This window comes from Streptomyces sp. NPDC039430 (genome assembly GCF_055639435.1).
Genome location: NZ_JBVKAK010000005.1, coordinates 242,701 through 261,751, shown reverse-complemented (window position 1 = coordinate 261,751; position 19,051 = coordinate 242,701). Strand labels below are relative to the sequence as shown.

At 72.2% G+C, this 19,051-nt stretch carries 16 protein-coding genes; 5 read left to right on the top strand and 11 right to left on the bottom strand.

Going from position 1 to position 19,051, the window contains the following annotated elements; all coding sequences use genetic code 11:
• Positions 1-1,510 precede the first annotated feature (1,510 nt).
• The gene (locus ACZ7LS_RS15515; protein ID WP_382668896.1) at positions 1,511-1,960 is read left to right on the top strand and encodes a hypothetical protein; all 450 of its coding nucleotides are present in this window, start codon (positions 1,511-1,513) and stop codon (positions 1,958-1,960) included.
• A 164-nt stretch (positions 1,961-2,124) separates the two neighbouring features.
• On the opposite strand, the gene ACZ7LS_RS15510 is transcribed toward ACZ7LS_RS15515, so the two are convergent.
• Positions 2,125-3,408: an adenylosuccinate synthase gene (locus tag ACZ7LS_RS15510; RefSeq protein WP_382524335.1), complete on the bottom strand. Its 1,284-nt coding sequence runs from the start codon at positions 3,406-3,408 to the stop codon at positions 2,125-2,127.
• A gap of 217 nt (positions 3,409-3,625) precedes the next feature.
• On the opposite strand from ACZ7LS_RS15510, the gene ACZ7LS_RS15505 reads away from it, so the two are divergent.
• Complete coding sequence (locus tag ACZ7LS_RS15505) at positions 3,626-4,507, top strand: diacylglycerol kinase catalytic domain-containing protein (protein WP_382524333.1); 882 nt, start codon at positions 3,626-3,628, stop codon at positions 4,505-4,507.
• A gap of 38 nt (positions 4,508-4,545) precedes the next feature.
• Positions 4,546-5,619: a hypothetical protein gene (locus ACZ7LS_RS15500; RefSeq protein WP_385136887.1), complete on the top strand. Its 1,074-nt coding sequence runs from the start codon at positions 4,546-4,548 to the stop codon at positions 5,617-5,619.
• Between the two features lie 97 nt (positions 5,620-5,716).
• Here the strand turns inward: ACZ7LS_RS15500 and ACZ7LS_RS15495 are convergent, their stop codons facing one another.
• Positions 5,717-6,172, bottom strand: a complete 456-nt coding sequence (locus ACZ7LS_RS15495; RefSeq protein WP_385136901.1) for a GbsR/MarR family transcriptional regulator — start codon at positions 6,170-6,172, stop codon at positions 5,717-5,719.
• A gap of 276 nt (positions 6,173-6,448) precedes the next feature.
• Between ACZ7LS_RS15495 and ACZ7LS_RS15490 the strand changes: the two genes are divergently transcribed.
• Positions 6,449-7,429: an ABC transporter ATP-binding protein gene (locus ACZ7LS_RS15490; protein WP_385136889.1), complete on the top strand. Its 981-nt coding sequence runs from the start codon at positions 6,449-6,451 to the stop codon at positions 7,427-7,429.
• A complete protein-coding gene (locus tag ACZ7LS_RS15485; protein WP_385136891.1) occupies positions 7,426-9,045 on the top strand; it encodes an ABC transporter permease in 1,620 nt (539 codons plus the stop codon). Before ACZ7LS_RS15490 ends, ACZ7LS_RS15485 begins: the two co-directional genes overlap by 4 nt.
• Before the next feature lie 161 nt (positions 9,046-9,206).
• Here the strand turns inward: ACZ7LS_RS15485 and ACZ7LS_RS15480 are convergent, their stop codons facing one another.
• From ACZ7LS_RS15480 to ACZ7LS_RS15440, 9 genes are all read right to left on the bottom strand, one after another.
• Positions 9,207-9,866 carry a response regulator gene (locus ACZ7LS_RS15480; RefSeq protein ID WP_382524326.1) on the bottom strand — a complete coding sequence of 220 codons (660 nt, stop codon included), beginning with the start codon at positions 9,864-9,866 and terminating at the stop codon, positions 9,207-9,209.
• Positions 9,863-11,101, bottom strand: a complete 1,239-nt coding sequence (locus ACZ7LS_RS15475; protein WP_382669231.1) for a sensor histidine kinase — start codon at positions 11,099-11,101, stop codon at positions 9,863-9,865. Before ACZ7LS_RS15475 ends, ACZ7LS_RS15480 begins: the two co-directional genes overlap by 4 nt.
• Positions 11,102-11,335: 234 nt before the next feature.
• Positions 11,336-12,202: an NAD(P)H-binding protein gene (locus ACZ7LS_RS15470; RefSeq protein WP_382524324.1), complete on the bottom strand. Its 867-nt coding sequence runs from the start codon at positions 12,200-12,202 to the stop codon at positions 11,336-11,338.
• 186 nt (positions 12,203-12,388) lie between these two features.
• Positions 12,389-13,273, bottom strand: coding sequence for an alpha/beta hydrolase (locus ACZ7LS_RS15465; protein WP_382524323.1), 885 nt, complete (start codon positions 13,271-13,273; stop codon positions 12,389-12,391).
• A 148-nt stretch (positions 13,274-13,421) separates the two neighbouring features.
• Positions 13,422-14,690, bottom strand: coding sequence for a kynureninase (gene kynU, locus ACZ7LS_RS15460; RefSeq protein WP_382524322.1), 1,269 nt, complete (start codon positions 14,688-14,690; stop codon positions 13,422-13,424).
• Entirely contained in the window at positions 14,683-15,528 is an 846-nt protein-coding gene (locus ACZ7LS_RS15455; RefSeq protein ID WP_385136894.1) for a tryptophan 2,3-dioxygenase family protein, read from the bottom strand. Before ACZ7LS_RS15455 ends, kynU begins: the two co-directional genes overlap by 8 nt.
• 93 nt (positions 15,529-15,621) lie before the next feature.
• Entirely contained in the window at positions 15,622-16,452 is an 831-nt protein-coding gene (locus ACZ7LS_RS15450) for a DUF3152 domain-containing protein (protein WP_382524318.1), read from the bottom strand.
• A 382-nt stretch (positions 16,453-16,834) separates the two neighbouring features.
• Complete coding sequence (locus tag ACZ7LS_RS15445) at positions 16,835-17,248, bottom strand: DUF3151 domain-containing protein (RefSeq protein ID WP_382524316.1); 414 nt, start codon at positions 17,246-17,248, stop codon at positions 16,835-16,837.
• A gap of 2 nt (positions 17,249-17,250) precedes the next feature.
• Complete coding sequence (locus tag ACZ7LS_RS15440; RefSeq protein WP_385136896.1) at positions 17,251-18,942, bottom strand: MFS transporter; 1,692 nt, start codon at positions 18,940-18,942, stop codon at positions 17,251-17,253.
• Positions 18,943-19,051: the final 109 nt, after the last annotated feature.

The following is a 19,051-nucleotide window of genomic DNA, read 5'->3' as shown; positions in this document are numbered from 1 at the left end:
CCACCCTTGACCCCCGCCCCTCCACCGCAAGTGCAGCTTTGAGGGGGGCGGCCCCGGGGGGAGGGGTCCCCGGGGAAGCACCCATGTTGCGGGGGTCCGTTCCCGGCTCACCGGTCGGTGGGTGGTCTGCGCAGCAGTGGAGTGGGGCGGCCCGGCACCGGCTCAGCGAGCCGGTGTGAGTGGGTGGTTGGGGGCGCATGCCCCGCTGGTGAGGACCCATTGTCGGCTGCACCTGTAGCCGAAGGCGGACGAGACCCACAGCTTGCCCCCTATGCCCCAGTTTGGCAGGCCTTTCGGGGAGTCCTCGGGTCGGTCATGCGTCCTGGTGCCAGCTAACCGGGCCCCCTGGCGTTCCATGGCTCTCTGACCGGCGCACTGCCGTCTGCTGGCGCGCGGAGTGGAGTGGGGTGGCCCGGCCTCGGCTCAGCGGGCTGGTGTGGGTGGATGGTTGGGGCGCATGCCCCGCTGGTGAGGACCCATTGTCGGCCGCACCTGTAGCCCAAGGCGGACGAGAGGGCCACCCGCCCCCTATGTCCCAGTTTGACGGGCCCCTTGGGGGGTCCTCGGACCGGTGATGCGTCCTGCGACCACTTCACCTGGCACCACGGCACATCACGGCCCCCCAGAGGCCCACTCACCGCCTCTCCAGTCACACCCACCCCACCACCCACATATCGTCACCAGCGGGGCAGGCACCCCAACTACCCACCCGCATCAGCTCGCTGAGCCGGTGCCGGGCCACCCCACACCACTGCTGCGCAGACCACCCACCGAGCGGCGGTCGGCAACCGGACCCCCGCAACAAGGGAGCTTCCCCGGGGACCCCTCCCCCCGGGCCGCCCCCCTCAAAGCTGCACTTGCGGTGGAGGGGCGGGGGTCAAGGGTGGAGCGCAGCGGAATCGGCGCAGCCGACGCGACGAAGGAGCGCCCTTGACGCCCGACCCGGAGCCGCGACACTGAAGCCTTAGGGGCGGCCCCCACCCGCCATCAAGCGCACCGGGTGAGCCCGGCTACCCCTCGGTCCTCACCCGCAGCCGAATCCCACCGCCACCAGCGGGGCATGCGCCCCAACCACCCACCCACACCAGCCCGCTGAGCCGGGGCCGGGCCACCCCACACCACTCCCGCGCAGCCCCGCAGGGCCCACCGACCGGTGAGCCGGCAACCGGACCCCAGCAACAAGGGAGCTTCCCCGGGGACCCCTCCCCCGGGCCGCCCCCCTCAAAGCAGCACTTGCGGCGCAGGGGCGGGAGTCAAGGGTGGAGCGAAGCGGAATCGGCGCAGCCGACGCGACAAAGGAGCGCCCTTGACGCCCGGCCCGGAGCCGCGACACTGAAGCCTGAGGGGCGGCCCCCACCCGCCATGATCAGCTCCGGCCCACCCCGACTACCCCACGGTCCTCACCCCCAGCCGACAAACCCACCCCCACCCAAACCTGGGATCGGTAGGACCCCCCGCCCCCCTAGCGTCCTCCTCGACGGGTAACACACCACGCGGGAGGCAGTACGTCATGGGAATCTTCGGGAAGCGCAAGAGCCGCGAAGAGCGCGCCGCCGAGATCGCCAACAAGGTGGCCAGCGGGAAGGGGTTCTACGGACGGACCACGCGCGCGTTCGTCGGCCGCGAGGACTTCGCCAGACTTCAGGGTTCGATCGGTGCGTACAACTCCACCGGCCACGTCCAGCAGTTGCTCGCCGCCGGCGCGCCCACCACGCTCGCCGTCGTCGTATCCATCAGCGACACGGGCCAGCTCGTCAACTTCGATCCCATCGTGGACCTGGTCGTCCGGCCGGCCGGAGCCGTCCAGCCGGCCGATGGCGTCCCGTCGGGCGGTGCCGCCGACCACATCGCGCTCCAGACCATCGTGTCGAAGCTCGCGATCCCCCGCGCCGGCGACCAGGTCCTCCTGGTCGCCGACCCTGCGCGGCCCGGTGGCTTCCTCTACGCCGGGATGGTCTGACCGATCCCCGAGCCTCCGAGCCCCCGAGCACCCGAGCCCCCGGGGCCCCTCCCCCGAGCACCCGAGCCCCCGGGGACCCCTCGCCCAGCCCTGCACCGGCCCGAACCCCGCCCCTACCGGCGGGCCCCTGTAGGCGCGCGCGCCCCCGCAAGCGGCAAGCGCCCCTACAGGAACGAGTTGATCTGGATCGTCTCCGTACGGCCCGGACCCACGCCGATCGCCGAGATCGGCGCTCCCGACATCTCCTCCAGCGCCTTCACGTAGTCCTGCGCGTTCTTCGGCAGGTCGGCGAAGGTCTTCGCCTTCGTGATGTCCTCCGACCAGCCGGGCAGGTACTCGTACACCGGCGTCGCGTGGTGGAAGTCCGTCTGGCTGTACGGGAGTTCCTCGACGCGCTTACCGTCGATCTCGTACGCCACGCACACCGGGATCCGCTCCCAGCCGGTGAGCACGTCGAGCTTGGTGAGGAAGAAGTCCGTCAGGCCGTTGACCCGCGTCGCGTAGCGCGCGATCACCGCGTCGAACCAGCCGCAGCGGCGGTCGCGGCCCGTCGTGACGCCCCGCTCGCCGCCGATGCGGCGCAGCGCCTCGCCGTCCTCGTCGAACAGCTCCGTCGGGAACGGTCCGGCGCCGACGCGCGTCGTGTACGCCTTGAGGATGCCGATGACCCGGCTGATCTTCGTCGGCCCGACCCCCGCGCCCGTGCAGGCGCCGCCCGCCGTCGGGTTGGACGAGGTGACGAAGGGGTACGTGCCGTGGTCCACGTCGAGCAGCGTGCCCTGGCCGCCCTCGAAGAGGACGACCTTGCCCTCATCGATGGCGTTGTTGAGGATCAGCGTCGTGTCCGCGACGTACGGCTTGAGCTGGTCGGCGAACGTCAGCAGTTCCTCGACGACCTTGTCGGACTCTATGGCGCGCCGGTTGAAGACCTTGGCGAGCAGCTGGTTCTTGGACTCCAGCGCCGCTTCGACCTTCTGCTCCAGGATCGACTCGTCGTAGAGGTCCTGGACGCGGATGCCGGTGCGGTTGATCTTGTCGGCGTAGGTCGGGCCGATGCCACGGCCGGTCGTACCGATCTTCCGCTTCCCGAGGAACCGTTCCGTCACCTTGTCGACGGTGACGTTGTACGGCGTGATCAAGTGTGCGTTACCACTGATCAGTAGCTTGGATGTGTCGACACCGCGCTCGTTGAGCCCGCTCAGCTCGGAGAGCAGGACGGCCGGGTCGACGACCACTCCGTTACCGATCACCGGGGTACACCCCGGGGAGAGGATTCCGGAAGGGAGAAGGTGCAGTGCGTACTTCTGGTCGCCCACGACGACCGTGTGGCCGGCGTTGTTGCCGCCCTGATAGCGCACGACATAGTCCACGGACCCACCGAGCAGGTCGGTGGCCTTTCCCTTGCCTTCGTCACCCCACTGAGCACCGAGCAGCACAAGTGCGGGCACAGGCGTACACCCCTTCCGGGCGGGGCATGTCCAAGGTCAGGGGGCGCGCAAACGCCGTTCATACGGCGCGTGTACGCCATATCTACGCGTATGACATCGCACGACGTTGTACGACGCGGTCCTGACCGTCGAACCGGATGCCCCGGAATAGACGAAGCCCCTGGCGCAATAGCGCAAGGGGCTCTTGCACAAAGATGCTACCCGAGGAAGGACCGAGGTGTCGGCTCCAGAGCCCGCCGAGAACGGTGCGCAACAGCTTCTGGTGGTCATCGACCCCTTCGCCCGCAGGACCGACGGCGAATCGGTGCGGATCGCGAAGGACGTGCTGAGCGCGGGTGCGGGGGTGAAGCTGTGTCTCCCCGACGGCCCCGAGGAATTCGCGCGGGCGCTGGCCCGGCGGGGCAGCAGACGGCCCGTGGTCGTGGGCGACGACCGGGCGCTGCTGCGGACCGTCGCCCTCCTCCACCGGGAACGGGAGCTGGCCTCGGGCGCGCTGGCGCTGGTGCCGATCGGCGCTTCCGTGGAGCTGGCCCGTTCGCTGGGTGTGCCCACGGGCGCGGTGGCGGCGGCGCGCGCCGTGCTGGACGGCGCGGCGCGGCGGCTCGATCTGCTGGTCGATGACAGCGACGGGGTGGTGCTGGGGGATCTGCGGATCCCGGCGCTGCCCGCTCCACGCGCGCCGGGCGCGGCCCCGGCGGCGGGGTCGGTCTGGCACACCTGCCGTTCCCTGGTCCGCACGCTCGTACGACCGGTCCCGTATGTGTTCGCGGCACATACCCACCATCGGCTGCGAGTGGAGGCGGACGGTGTGCTGCTGAACGATCTGGACGAGCCGGTCGAGGGCGTACGGGTGTCCTCCCGGGGCGGCCGCGCCGAGGTGGTGATCCGTACGCACGCCTCGCCCGAGCCGGTCCGCGCCAGCGCGCTGTCCGTCACGGTCTCGGGCGCGGACTTCCGCTACCGCGCGGACACTCGCGTCACAGGCCCCGTACGGACCCGGACCTGGACGCTCAGGCCGGGCGCGTGGCAGCTGACGCTTCCGGCGGCGGCGGGCCCGGGGGCCGGGAGAGGCGCCGGGGCGGGTGCGGGCTCCAGGTAGTCTCGGCCCCCGGTTCCAAGCCCGGGGGGGGCACATCAATGCGGGACAACGCGTCGCAGAACCCTGCGCTGGACGGCACGGACACGGCGGAGGCGCTGGCCCGCTACCGGGCGCGCGCCGGTACGTGGGCGCGCGCCGGACTGGCCCTGCTGGCCGGCAGCGGGGTCATCGGCCTGACGGCGGCCCGCCGGGGCCTGGACGACGTGGTCGAGATGGTGCCGAATCTGCTGGCGCTCTCCCTGGCCGCGCTGGGTATGGGCCTCGTCTCCCTCCGGCTTTCCGGCCGGATGCGGCGCCACCTGGCGGCGGCCCCCTGGACCGCCTGTGCCGCCGTATCGGTCCCGCGCGGATCACGGGCCGCGACGGTGGTGCTGCGGGACCCGGCGACCGGCGAGGTGTGGCCACTGACCGTGTGGGCGGTATGGCGCCGCTACCAGCCGGTCCGGCCCGGCCTGGACGGCGTCCTGTGGTGGTGCGGCGACCCCAGGACGGGCGGGGTGATCGCGCCTCCGGGTGGTACGGAGCTGATCTGGACGCGAGCGGTACGGGGAAGCGGGGCGCGGGGGCTGGCCGTACAGCGGGCGCAGCGGGCCGGGCTGCTGGAGCGGCGGCTGCCGCACACGCCGTCGGACGGATCATCCGTATCGCTCGTATCGGACGCACCGCACGCATCGCACGCGGCGGCGATGTCGAAAGCGGCCCCCCGTCGCCGGGGTCTCTTCCGCTGGATCGCGCTGGTGGGAGTGGTCCTGCTCGGCCTGGGTGGCGCCGCGCTCAACGCCGCGTCCGAGGACCCGCAGATCGATCTGACCGTGCTCTCCCAGCAGCCCGACGGCACCTGCGAGGTGCGGTGGTCCGACCCGTGGAGCGGAGCGCGGCGCGAGGGCCCCTTCCGCTGTGACCCGGACCGCGATCCGCTGCTGGAGGAGTGGTGGACCGGCTGGGTGGTCTCGTACGGCCCGTGGAAGGGCGATCTCTACGACTCCGACCTGCGAGGCACTCCCGCCGATGACGTGAACACCGCCCTGTCGCTGGCCGGTGCGGCACTGACGCTGACGGGTCTGGTGGGGGGTGTCGCCAAACGCGTGTACCGGCCGGAGCCCAGCGCCTGAGGCCCACGCCTGCCGACCGAGGACGACGCCCACCGGCCGGGGACGACGCCTACCAGCCGAGGCCCACCGCCGCCGGCCGAGGCCCACGCCCGCCGCCTCACTCCCCGCGCGCGTGCCCGCCCCGGGCCTCCGTCGCCGTACGCCTGGTCTCCTGGCGGATCTTCCAGCGGTCCATCAGCGCGAGCAGTTCCTCCTGGAGGAACTCGAAGAACTCAACCGTCTCCGCCACCCGCGCCCCCGCCGGGGTGTCCCTGCCGAGCGTCGCGGCGCCGTCGCGCAGGGTGTTCTCCCAGCGGCTCAGAATGGAGTCGCGCTGGGCGAAGGTGGTGTACCAGAGCTCGTTGTGCAGCCGGTAGCGGTCGCGGCGTGAACCGGGGTCGCGCTCCCTGCCGATCATGCTGACCTGGGTCAGATAGCGGACGGCCCCCGAGACGGCCGCGGGACTGATCTGCAGCCGGTCGCTCAGTTCCGCGGAGGTCATGCTCGCGTCGTCCGAGCAGAGCAGTGCCGCGAAGACCCGGGAGGCCGTGCGCTGCATCCCCGCTTCGGTCATGTCGGCCGCGAAGCGCTCCACGAAGCGGGCCACGGCTTCCTCGTCGCGGGCCACGGCCTCCTCGTTCAGCCGCGTACCGTTCGCGCTTCCGTTCGCGCTCCCGTTCGCACCTCCGTTCGCGCTCCCGCCCTCGCTCACGTTCGCGCCCCGGCGCTGGTCCTCGCTGCTCATCGGCCCATCGTCTCCCCTGCTCGGCGTCCCCCCGGATCTTAACCCGAACCCTTTTTACGCTTCCTTAACTTCATAAGTTTGTGAAAGTAGCGTACGTTCCGAAGCATGACGAAGGCAATCACGGTCGCCGGACTGCACAAGTCGTTCGGCCGGACGCGCGCGCTGGACGGCCTCGACCTCGCCGTCGAGGCCGGCGAGGTCCATGGCTTCCTCGGCCCCAACGGAGCCGGCAAGTCCACCACCATCAGAGTGCTCCTCGGCCTGCTCCGCGCCGACTCCGGCGCGGCCCAGCTGCTCGGCCGCGACCCGTGGAAGGACGCGGTCGAGCTGCACCGGCGCGTCGCCTACGTACCCGGGGACGTGACCCTGTGGCGCAACCTCTCCGGCGGCGAGGTCATCGACCTGTACGGGCGGCTGCGCGGACGGCTCGACGCGGCGCGGCGGGCCGATCTCATCGAGCGCTTCGAGCTGGACCCCACCAAGAAGGGGCGCACGTACTCCAAGGGCAACCGCCAGAAGGTCGCCCTCGTCGCCGCGTTCGCCTCGGACGTCGATCTGCTGATCCTCGACGAGCCGACCTCCGGGCTCGACCCGCTGATGGAGGAGGTCTTCCAGCGGTGTGTCGAGGAGGAGCGCGACCGGGGCAGGACCGTGCTCCTCTCCAGCCATGTGCTGAGCGAGGTCGAGGCGCTCTGCGACCGGGTGAGCATCATCCGCAAGGGCGTGACCGTCGAGTCCGGCTCGCTCTCCGATCTGCGCCATCTGACCCGTACGAGCGTGAGCGCGGAGCTGTCCGGCGAGCCGAACGGGCTGGCCGCGCTCCCCGGCGTGCACGACCTCGACATCCAGGGGAAGCGCGTCAGGCTCCAGGTCGACACCGACAAGCTGGACGCCGTACTGCGCTCGCTCTCCGCGTCCGGCATCCGCTCGCTGACCAGCACTCCGCCCACCCTGGAGGAGCTGTTCATGCGCCACTACGCGGCCGATGACGCGCCCGATGCACCCGATGCGCCCGATACGCCAGGGACCGAAGGCGCCCACGGGGCCGACGGCACCTACGCGGCCGACGGGGCGGTCGCGTCATGACCACCGCCACCCTGGCCGTACCGGTGGCGCGCACCGGCGGCGGCCGGCAGCTCGCCGGCACCGGAACGCTCCTGAGGCTCGCCCTGCGCCGGGACCGCATCATCCTGCCGGTGTGGGTGCTGGTGCTCGGCGCCGCGTACCTGTCCGTCACGCAGTCCGTGGCGACGCTGTACGACACGCCCGCCGAGCGGGCCGACCTGATCCGGTCGATGTCCGCCAACGGCTCGCTGCGCGCCCTGTACGGACCCGTGTTCAGCGACTCCGTGGGCGGGCTCACCTCCTGGCGCATGGTCGCCTTCGGGGCCGCGCTGGCAGCGGTGATGAGCCTGGTCATCGTCGTACGGCACACCCGGGAGGAAGAGGAGACGGGCCGTCAGGAGATGCTCTCGTCGGCGATGGTCGGGCGTCGGGCGCCACTGACCGCGGCGCTGCTCACGGCGCTGATCGCCAACGCCGCGCTGGTCCTGGCGGTCGCCGCCGGACTCGTCGGCAACGGACAGAACGCCACCGGCGCGCTGGCGCTCGGCCTCGCGACCGGCGGGGTCGGCATGCTCTTCGCCTGCACCGCCGCCATCGCCGCGCAGATCACCGAGAACGCCCGGCTCGCGAAGGGGCTGACGGCCGCCGTCGTCGGCGCCGCGTTCGTACTCAAAGCGGCGGGCGACGCGTCGGCCGACGACGGTTCGTCCCCGCTGACCTGGCTCTCCCCGATCGGCTGGGCCGAGAACGTGCGCGCCTTCGCCGGCGAACGCTGGTGGGTGCTGCTGGTCCTGCTGGCCGCGATCGGCGCCCAGGCGGTCCTCGCGTACACCCTGGCGGGCCGGCGCGACATCGGCATGAGCTTCTTCGCCGCGCGGCCGGGACCCGCGAAGGGCGCGATCACCACGGCGGGCGGGCTCGCGTGGCGCCTCCAGCGCGGCAGCGTGTTCGGCTGGGGAAGCGGCTTCCTGCTCGCCGGGATCATGTTCGGCGGCATCACCGACGGCGCGGCGGACCTGGTCGGCGACAACCAGCGGACCCAGGAGATCATCCAGCGGATGGGCGGCCGGCAGGGACTGACCGATGCCTTCCTCGCCGCGATGGTCGGCATGCTGGGGATGGTCGCGGCGCTGTACGTGGTCGCGTCGGTGCTGCGGCTGTACGGCGAGGAGACCGGCCAGCGCGCGGAACCGGTCCTCGCGGGCGCGGTCGGCCGGCTCCGCTGGGCCGCCGGGCATCTGGCGATCGCCTTCGGCGGCGCGGTCCTGATCATGGCGCTCGGCGGTCTCGGCCTGTTCCTGGGATACGGCGACGACCTGCCGGGAATCCTCGGCGCCGCCCTGGTCCAGCTGCCCGCGATCTGGGTCCTGGGCGGGCTGGCGGTCCTGCTGTACGGCGCCTTCCCGAAGGCGGCGGTGGCGGCGTGGGGTGTCGCGGGCCTGGCCCTGGCCCTGGGCTGGATCGGTCCCGCGCTGGATCTGCCGCAGCCGGTGATGAACCTGTCGCCGTTCGGGCACCTGCCGAAGCTGCCGGGCGGGGAGATGGCGTGGACGCCGGCGGTGGTGCTGACGGTGCTCGCGGTGGCACTGGTGGGGGCGGGACTGGCGGGGCTGCGGCGCCGCGACCTGCTGAACTGACGTGACCGGAGACGGGCGACGGCCCATCTTGTCCACAGGCTGTGGACAAGATGGGCCGGTGCGTGGCCCGTCAGCGTACGCGGTTCTTCAATTCCCCGGTGTCGAGCTCGATGCCTACGGGTACGCGCCAGCCCGGCCGCCCACGCGGCTCCGGCGTCGGATCAGCTCGGTGTCACCAGCCGCGCCTCGTACGCGAACACCGCTGCCTGCGTACGGTCCCGCAGCCCCAGCTTCACCAGGATCCGGCTCACATGCGTCTTGATCGTGGACTCCGCGACCACCAGATGCTCGGCGATCTCCGCGTTCGACAGGCCCTGCGCGATCAGGACCAGAACCTCCGTCTCGCGCTCCGTGAGATCACCGATCCGGGCCATCGCGGGGGCGCGCGGAGTCTCCGAGAGTTTCGAGAACTCCGTGATCAGGCGGCGGGTGACGGTCGGCGCGAGCAGCGCCTCGCCGGACGCCACCACCCGTACGCCGTCGGCCAGCTGGCGCGCCGAGGCGTCCTTCAGCAGGAAGCCCGAGGCGCCGGCGCGCAGCGCCTGGTAGACGTACTCGTCGAGGTCGAAGGTGGTCAGCACCAGCACCTTCGCGTCGGCGTTCGCCGCGACGATCTCGCGGGTCGCCTCGATGCCGTTCAGTTCCGGCATGCGGATGTCCATCAGCACCACGTCGGGGTGGAGCGCGGCGACCTGCCGGACGGCCTCGCGGCCGTTCACCGCCTCGCCGATGACCTCGATGTCCGGCATCGCGTTCAGCAGCACCGAGAAGCCCTCGCGGACCATCACCTGATCGTCGACGATCAGTACCCGGATGGTCATGACGCGTCCCCGTCCTGCGTGGCGGCCACCGGAATGAAGGCCGCGACCTCGTAACCGCCGTCCTCCAGGAGGTCCGCGGTCATCTCGCCGTTCAGCATCGTGACACGCTCCCGCATCCCCGTGATGCCGTGGCCCGAGCCGGGCGACGGTTTGACCAGGCCGCGCGGCGGGGTGTTCACGATCCGCAGGCCGAGTCCGCCCAGCACGTACGCGATCTCGACGCGCGCGGTGGAGCCCGGCGCGTGCCGGAGCGCGTTGCTCAGGGCTTCCTGGACGATGCGGTACGCCGACAGCTCCACGCCCTGGGGCAGCGTGCGGACGGACCCGGTGATCGTCTTCTCCACGGTCAGCCCGGCGTCGCGGACGTTCCCGAGGAGCCCGTCGAGATCGGCGAGCGTGGGCTGCGGGGCGTCGGGGGCCTGGTAGTCCTCCGCCCGTACGACCCCGAGGACCCGGCGCAGCTCGGTCAGCGCGGCGACGGCGTTCTCCCGGATCGTGGCGAACGCCTGCTCAAGCTCCGGTGGCGGGTTCTCCACGCGGTACGGGGCGGCCTCGGCCTGGATCGCGACGACCGACATGTGGTGGGCGACCACATCGTGCAGCTCGCGGGCGATGGTGGTGCGCTCCTCCAGCAGCGTGCGCCGGTCGCGTTCGACGGCGGTGACGCTCTGCTGCGCGGCGACCTCCTGCTCCGCCGCCCGGCGGATATGCAGCACGGTCACGATCAGCAGGATGATCGCGGAGAAGAAGAGCATCATCAGCGAGGTGGGAACTCCGGACCCGTAACCACGGTTGAAGATGACCTCCATGAAGAAGGAGTACGCCGCCGTGGCCCCCCACATATAGGCACCCGTGCGCGGGTGGGTACGGATCGCGGCCACCGTCAACACGGTGAGATACCCGATGAAACTGGCGGCCCCCCATGGCCAGTTGTCATATCCCACGAGCCCCAGAAAGCCGCTGGCTCCCAGCGACAGCCACCAGGCGCCGACCGGCCTGGCCATGGTGAGCAGGACGGGAATCGCCGGAAGAAGGCCGATCACGGCGCCCTCTCTGGCGGCGCCGGCGAACAGCACCATCAGCGCGCACCCCACGATCACGGCGTGCGGGGTCCAGGCGGCGTACTCACGTATCCGGCCGGGCAGCCGACGGGTGATCGGGCCGTCGGTCCGCATCGGCTTGAGCGGGCGGTACGCGAAGGCATCGTGGAAGAGGTCCTGGCGCAGGCCGCTCATCAGTCCCGCAGCCAAGCGGATCTCAGGGCTCCGGGGCTTCCCGGTGTCTGTCTCGGTCACGTTGCCACGGTAAGCGGAGGGAGGGACGGGGTCGTCACCAGCGAAGCGGATCCTTGCCCGTCCGTCCCAGGTACTACGGCGCGCGCCCGGCTGTCACCAGGGAGGACGCGCCGATCGGTCACCAGGTCGTACGACGCGACGACGGTGGCCGGGCGCGACCGGGCGCTCCCGGGGTCAGGCCCGGAACACCGACGCGTGCTCCGCCGACCACTCCGCGAACGTACGGGCCGGCCTGCCGGTGACCTCCTCGACCGTGCCGACCACCGTCCGGCCTTCGGGCGGGGTGTCCCGGTACACCATGATCAGGAAGTCGATCAGGTCCTCGGACTGGCCCGCCGCGCGCCACCGCCGCCTCGCCGTCTCCTCGCTCAGCTCCACGAGCGTGATCTCCCTGCCCCTGGCCGCCGCCAGCGCGTCCACCTTGTCCTGGAGGGTCAGCACCTCGGGCCCGGTGATCGGATACGTACGGCCCGCGTGCCCCTCCTCGGTGAGCGCGACCGCCGCGACCGCGCCGATGTCGGCCTCGTGGATCATGGCGCTCAGCCGGCCGGTGAACGGCTCGCGCACGGTGTCCTCCGTACGGATCGCCTCGGCCCACTCCAGCGCGTTGGACATGAACTCGACGGGCTGGAGCACTGTCCAGTCCAGTCCGCTCGCCTCGACGGCCCGCTGGAGCGGCGTCTCCTCGCCGCCGAAGAGGACGGTCACCCGCCGTACGCCCGCCTTCCGCGCCAGCTCCACGATCTCGGGCCCGGTCTCCAGCGGCGCGAACAGCGCCCCGCCGAAGGTGATCAGATGCAGCCCGGTGACACCGTCGAGGGCGGGGGCGAGGCTCGCGGGGTCGGTGAGGTCTCCCTGTACGACGTCCACGCCGGAGACGCCCGACGGGAAGTCGGGGAGAAGGCCGGTCCTCGCCTTCTCGGGGTCACGGGTGAGCGCGCGGACGGTGTGGCCGCGGCGGAGGAGTTCGGCGACGACCTGGCGGCCGACGGTTCCGGTGGCGCCGGTCACGAGCACGGTCTGGCTGGTGTTCTTGGTCATGGGGAGACCGTAGGAAGACTCGCGGTCGGTTTCTGTCCGCGTCTCCGGGGCCTCCTGGGTCCGGGATCTCCGAGGTCCGGGTGTCTCCCGGGCCCCGGTGTCTCCCGGGCCTCCCCGGCCTCCTGAGTCCTTCCGGCGTACGGAAGACACCCGCACGGAAGACACCCGCACGGGAGACGCACAGCCTCACCAGGCGAGCTGGGCGATCTCCTCCGCCACCACCGCGCACGCGTCCGCCGCCGGATCGATCAGCGGGAAGTGGCCGACGTCCTCCAGCAGCGTCAGCCCCACCATCTCGCCCGCCCGCCCGGCCGCGTCCACGAACGCCTCGGAGACCGTGTACGGCACGGTGACGTCCGTACGGCCCTGCACCACCGCCGTCGCGATCCCCGTCGGCAGCAGCACCGCCGGGTCCGCGCTCTCCCTGTGCCGCTTGAAGTCCTCTTCGCCGCCGAGCAGTTGGACGATGGCCCCGCCGCACACATCCAGCTCCACGGCGCGTACGAGATCCGCGATCGGCGCCAGCGCGACGACCCCGCGCAGCGGCGGGGGCTCCGGCAGCCGCCACGGCGAGCCCACCGGCAGCACATGCCGGGCCGCGGCCCACAGCGCGAGATGGCCGCCCGCGGAGTGGCCGGTCAGTACGGTCCGGCGCGCGTCGGCCTGCGGCAGCGCGTCGGCGGCCAGCGCGGGCAGCGCGTCCATCGCCGCGGCCACATCGTCGAACGTCTCGGGCCAGCGGCCCGCCGCCGGCGGCCCGCCGCCCTGCTGCGGGAGCCCGGGACCGCGCCGGTACTCGACATTGGCGACGGCGAAGCCGCGCCGGGCCAGGAAGTCCGCGAAAGGGGTCAGATGCGCACGGTCGTACGCCGCGCGCCAGGCGCCGCCGTGCAGGACGACGACGAGCGGCACCCGCTCCTGGTCGCCGCGGGGAGCGTAGAAGTCGATCACCTGATCAGGGTGCTCGCCGTACGCGGCGGTGGCATCGGGCCGGACGACCGGATGGGAGAAGACCGATTCGGTCTCTGCGGCGTCACGAGCAAGGGCATCGTGCGCGGCGGGGTCCGGCATCTTGCTCCAACCTTTCGGTACGGGGGCCGAATTGACCTGATCAGCCGGGACGCTATCAGCCCCGCGCGGGCCCGATCACCCCGATCCCCGGCGGCCGCGCGGGCGACCGCCGGGTCGCCGCGACCCGGGTGTGGTGTCCGGCCGAGGACTAGCTCTCGGCCGGCACCTCCGTCAGGACCTCACCGAGGACCCTCGCCGCCCGTTCCGCGTCGGCGAAACGCGTATAGAGCGGGGTGAATCCGAAGCGCAGCACGTCCGGCCTGCGCAGATCCCCGACGATCCCCCGGGCGATCAGCTCCGCCATGACGGCGGGCGCCTCGGCGCAGCGCAGCGCGATCTGGCTGCCGCGCTCGGCGTGCGCGGCGGGGGTGAGCGAACGGACCCGGTCCGGCGGCGCGTACGCCTCCACGCACTCCAGGAAGAAGTCCGTGAGCGCGAGGCTCTTCTCCCGTACCGCCGCCAGGCTCACCCCCTCCCAGACGTCGAGGGCCGCCTCCAGGGCGAGCATGGAGAGGATGTCGGGCGTGCCGACCCGGCCCCGTACCGCGCCCTCCGCCGCCGCGAAGTCCGCGGACATCGCGAACGGGTCGGTGTGCGAGTTCCAGCCGGGCAGCGGGGAGTCGAAGCGGGCCTGGTGGCGCTCGGCGACGTAGAGGAAGGCGGGCGAACCGGGCCCGCCGTTCAGGTACTTGTACGTGCAGCCGACCGCGAGGTCCACGCCGTGCGCGTCCAGCTCCACCGGCAGGGCGCCCGCGCTGTGGCAGAGGTCCCAGACGGCGAGCGCCCCGGCCTCGTGCGCGGCGGCGGTGATCCCGGGGAGGTCGTGCAGCCGGCCCGTCCGGAAGTCGGCGTGGTTGACGAGCACGACGGCGGTACGCGGCCCGAGCGCGCCGAGCAGGTTCTCCGGGTCGACGGGGACGATCGGCAGGCCGGTCATCCGGGCCGCCGACCGCGCGATGTACCCGTCCGTGGGGAAGGTCGTGGCGTCGACGAGGATCTCGTCCCTGGCCGGTTCCGCCGGGTCCAGGAGACGTACCGCGCCCACCACGGCCTTGAAGACATTGACGCTGGTGGAGTCGCCGACCACGATCCGGCCCGGTCCGGTGCCCACGAGCGGGGCGATGCGGTCGCCGATCCGCTCGGGCGCGGTCCACCAGCCGCTCTCCGTCCAGGAGCGGATGCGCAGCTCGCCCCACTGACGGGTGATCACGTCCTGGACGCGCTCGGGGACATGGCGGGGCAGCGCGCCCAGGGAGTTCCCGTCGAGATAGACGGAGTCGTCGTGGAGGGTGAACAGCTCGCGCAGTCCGGCCAGTTCGTCGGCCGCGTCGAGCATCGCGGCCTGTACGGCGAGGGACTTGTCCTGGGACGTGTGGTGTTCGCGCGGGGTCGCGGCGGTCTCGTGTGCCTCAGACATGGCTGCGCGCCGTCCACAGCTCGGGGAACACGTTCTTCGCGGCCCGCTTCTCCAGCCAGGCCACGCCCGCGGATCCGCCCGTACCGGTCTTGGAGCCCATCGCCCGCCGGGTCGCCACCAGATGGTCGTTGCGCCATCGCCACACCAGCTCGCCGACGTCCGTCAACGCCTCTCCGAGCCGGACGAGTTCGGTGTGCTGATCGGGCTCGCCGTAGATCCCGGCCCAGATCTCCTCGACCGCCGGCGACGGCTCGTGCCGCCGCGTGAGATCGCGGTCGAGCACCTCCGCGGGCACCGGCAGTCCGCGCCTGGCGAGCAGCCGCAGGGCCTCGTCGTACAGGCTGGGCTCCTGGAGCGCCTTCTCCAGCTCGGCGTGGACGCGCGGCGCGCCCCGGTGCGGGACGAGCATCGACGAGGACTTGTCGCCGAGCAGGAACTCCATGCGCCGGTACATCGCCGACTGGAAGCCGGAACCCTCGCCGAGCGCGCCGCGGTACGAGTTGAACTGCGCGGGCGTCAGCCGGCCCAGCGGCTTCCAGGAGGCGTTGAGCGCCTCCAGCTCGTGTACGGACCGCTTGAGCGCGTCGATCGCGACCGGGATCCGGTCCTCGCGCAGCGCGCGGGACGCGGTCTCCCACTCGTGGACGAGGACGGTGAACCACAGCTCCATGACCTGGGTGGTGACGAGGAAGACCATCTCGCCGGGGTCGTCGGAGCGCGGGTGCTGCAAATGGGTGAGGACGTCCGCCTGGACGTAGTCCTCGTACGGGGTGGTCCCGGCGAAGTCGAGGTTCGGGGCTTCCGAACCGGCTTCGGGGACATCGGGGGCGTGCGACATCTCTGTCTCCTCGATATGTGCTGCCGGGTAGCGGTCCGCCCCTTCCGTGTTGGTTACGGAGCCCCGGTCCCCTCCCGGCATCATAATCCGGGGTCAGAGTTCGGGGCCTGTGATGTACTTCCCGTCCTCGCTGTACGGCCAGGCATTGGACTCGCAGCCGTCCAGGCCCTTGATCTGCTGCATCATCACCGGGGCCGGCCGGCCGGGGCCCGAACAGCCCAGATGCGTGCGCAGCCCGATCTCATGGCCGACCTCGTGGTTGATGACCAGATGCCGGTAGTCGGCGGCCGGGCCGTCGAACGTCGGGGACCCCAGGACCCAGCGCCGCAGATTGACCACGACGCCGTCCACGGTCTCGCAGTTCAGCTCGCCGTGGGTGTCCAGTCCCTGGGCGCCGCAGAGCTTGTCGGCGGTGGCCGGGGTGGCGATACGGATGACGAAATCGGCGTTCGCGGAGACGAGCTGGAAGGAGCCCCGGCCGTGCGCGGCCCAGCCGCGCGGATGGGCGAGTATCCGCTCGATCTCGGCCGCCGCGTCCTTCGCGGAGATGTCGACCCCGTCCTCGACCTGGACGCGGTAGCGGCGCAGTGGCCCGTCGCCGACCGGGTCGCCGTGCGCCTGCGCGGTGGTGAAGGTGCCGGGGCCCGAGGCGGGGACACGGGGCGACGCCTTCGGGGATCGCTCCGCGGCGGGCTTGCTGGGTTTACCGGACGTGCTGGGCGTCGGGGGCGGGGGCTTCGGGGACGGCGCGACGGGGGACGCGGTGATCACGTCGGCGGTCGTGGTGGCCGCGCCGTCCCCCGTATCGCCGCCCCGCCAGGAAGCGAGGGCGGCGCCCGCGCCGACGAGTACGGCGACCAGGCCCAGCCCCGCGAGGACCAGCCGGGCGAGCGGACGGCCGCGACCGCGGCGCCTCCCGCGCACGCGGGCACGGACACGGTCACGACCGCGGCGGCCTATTCGGCGGGCGGCAGCACGCTTTCCCAAAACGGAGGTCTCCCCTGGTGCGACCGGCGTGGGGGGAGGCGCGGGTGGGGGCCTCTGTGCCGGGGCGGGCTGATGATCTGCGGCGCGCGCGATCGAGCAAGATCGAAGGCCCGCGCCCTTGATGACGGGCGGGGCCTTCGATGGGTTCCGTTTTTGGGGACGACCGGCGGCGATCAGCCGCGATCAGCCCCCGTCGGCCGTGTCAGAAGCCGTGGTCAGCAGCCGCTGTCGACCGTGGTCAGTCGTTGACGGCCGTCGTCGGCCGCTGCCGACCGTGTGAGTCGTTGACGGCCGCGAGAGGACAGGTGCGGCGCGCCGCTCAGCCGAGGGTGTCGGCGGCGAGCGGCGAGGAGTCGCGCAGGAACGTCGCGCAGCGCTCGTACTCGTCCTGTTCCCCGATCGCCTGCGCGGCGCGGGCGAGCGCGTGCAGGGCGCGCAGGAAGCCACGGTTCGGCTCGTGCTCCCACGGCACCGGACCGTGCCCCTTCCATCCGCTGCGCCTCAGGGAGTCGAGCCCGCGGTGGTAACCGGTCCTGGCGTACGCGTACGACTCGACGACGCGGCCCTCCTCGAACGCGCCGTCGGCGAGCTGTGCCCAGGCCAGCGAGGATGTCGGATATTTCGCGGCGACGTCGGCGGGCGGCGTGCCGTTCGCGAGCAGCTCACGCGGCTCGGGATCATCGGGCAGCTGAGTGGGGGGCGGTCCCCCCAGGAGGTTTTCATGGATGGCCATACCTACAGTCTGCCTTGCTCCGGCCCGGTGGACCCCGCGTCCCCGGCTCCGCCCGAACCCCCGCTCGAACCGCCACCGGATCCACCGCCGGATCCGCCACCGGATCCACCGCCGGATCCACCGCCGAGTCCGCCACCGCCACCCGGCCCGCCACCCGGTCCTCCGCCCGGTCCTCCGCCCGCACCGCCACCCGGCCCTCCGCCTGGCCGGCCGCCGCCTCCGGCCGCCCCGCCCCCGCTTCCGGCGGCCCCGCTCTCCCCCGCCAGCTGTTCCAGAGGCGGTGCCGACAGCCCGCAGTTCACCCGGCACTCGGGCTCGGTCCGGCCGTCCGCCGCCGTCTTCGGCGTACGCACCGTCGCCCACGCGATCAGCGCGCCCACCACCAGCACGCCCGCGCAGATCGGCATCGCACGGCGGAAGGTGGCGTCGAACGCCGTCGCCGAGCGGTACGCCTCCGGGCCCGTGCCCGTCAGCAGCGGCAGCGCGGCGACCGCGAGCAGGCCCGCCGCGCGGGCCGCCGCGTTGTTGATGCCGCTGGCCAGACCCGCACGCGTGTTGTCCACGGAGGCCAGCACCGTCGCCGTCAGCGGCGCGACCAGCGTCACCATCCCCATCCCCATCACCACCAGCGCGGGCAGCACATCCGCGAGATACGAGGCACCCGGGCCGACCCGCAGCATCAGCAGCAGCCCCGCCGCGCACAGCAGCGGCCCCACGGTGAGCGGGATCCGCGGGCCGATCCGCTCCGCCAGCGCGCCGGAGCGCGCGGAGAGCAGCAGCATCAGCACGGTCGTCGGCAGCAGGGCCGCCCCCGCGCCCAGCGCCGAGTACCCGACGACCACCTGGAGCTGGAGGGCGGCCAGGAAGAAGAAACCCCCGAACGCCGCGTACACGCAGAGCGTCACCAGATTCACCGAGGTGAACTGGCGGGACGCGAAGATCGACAGCGGCAGCATCGGGTCCGGCCTGCGCCGCTCGACCAGTACGAAGACCACCGCGACCAGCACCCCCGCCACCCCCGACCAGACGTCCTTGCCGATCAGCGCGTAGGTGGTCAGCGCCAGCGCCGCCGCGCCGAGGAACGCGCCCAGCACGTCGAACCGGCCATGGTGGGCCGGATCCCGGGTCTCCGGTACGTGGCGCAGCGCCACCGGCACGCACAGCGCGGCCAGCGGCACATTGATCAGGAACACCCAGCGCCAGCCGGGACCGTCGACCAGCCAGCCGCCGAGAAACGGACCGATCGCCGCACCGACCCCGCCGAGCCCCGACCACACCCCGACGGCCCGCGCGCGGTCGTCCGGATGGAAGCTCGACTGGATGATCGCGAGCGAGCCCGGTACGAGCAGCGCCCCGCCCACACCCTGGAGGGCGCGGGCGGCGATCAGCACAAGGGCGTTCGGCGCGATCCCGCAGAGCAGCGAGCCGCACGCGAACCAGATGATCCCGATCACGAAGATCCGCCGCCGGCCGTACCGGTCGCCGAGCGACCCGCCCAGCAGGATCAGCCCGGCCAGCGTGAGCATGTACGCGTTGACGGTCCACTGGAGGTCCGCCAGATCCGCGTTGAGCGAGTCCCCGATGTGCGGCAGCGCGACATTGACCACGGTCGAGTCCAGCAAGGCCATGGTGGAGCCGAGCACCGTCGTCAGAATGACCCAACGTCCTTTGGCGGAGGACAGCCTGATGTCCATACGGGGATCATCCTCGCCCGGAAGCCGGGTGGCGACCCGGCGAACGGTATGGCAAGGGCCCGGCACCATGACCGGTGCCGGGCCCGCCGTACGAGTCCGCCGTACGAGT